This is a genomic window from Aeromicrobium sp. PFPM2_SD2, assembly GCF_057364525.1.
The window spans coordinates 1-534 of record NZ_JBNFNZ010000824.1; the positions used below are offsets into that span (position 1 = coordinate 1).

Here is a 534-nt window from a genome sequence, read left to right on the forward strand (position 1 = left end):
CCACGAACACGACCGAGCGGGTCAGGACGATCCGCTGCCCGAGCGCGCGGGCGACGTCGTCGCCAGGGCCAGGCCGTTGAGCGCCCGGCCCGCCCCGAGCGCGACCACGACGCCGACGGCGATGAACGGGACGGTCTGCCAGAACACCGACGCGTACCGGCCGGCGAGCGCGCCGACCTGCCAGAAGCGCAGCGTGTTGAGCGCCTCGACGTTGGTGAGCACGATCGCGGACGTGAGCGAGCTGAGCAGCGCGGTGACCGCCGCACCGGCGAGCGCGAGCTTCACCGGCGTGGCGCCCTCGCGGCCGAACGACGCGACGCCGTAGACGGCGAACGTGGCGATCGCGGCACCGGCCATGCCCAGCCACACCGTCTGCGCGGGGGCGGCGATGCCCAGCACCATGACGCCCAGCACGACGAACGCGGCGGCGCCGGCGTTGATGCCCATGATCCCGGGGTCGGCCAGCGGGTTGCGGGTGACGCCCTGCAGCAGCGCGCCGCTGAGCCCGAGCGCGGCGCCCACGGCCAGCCCGAG

The 534-nt window shown here is 75.3% G+C and carries 1 protein-coding gene; it reads right to left on the reverse strand.

The features are described 5' to 3' along the window. Positions 1-21: 21 nt before the first annotated feature. The coding region (locus AC2W7G_RS18325; RefSeq protein WP_485869692.1) for a FecCD family ABC transporter permease at positions 22-534 on the reverse strand (513 nt) is incomplete at its 5' end.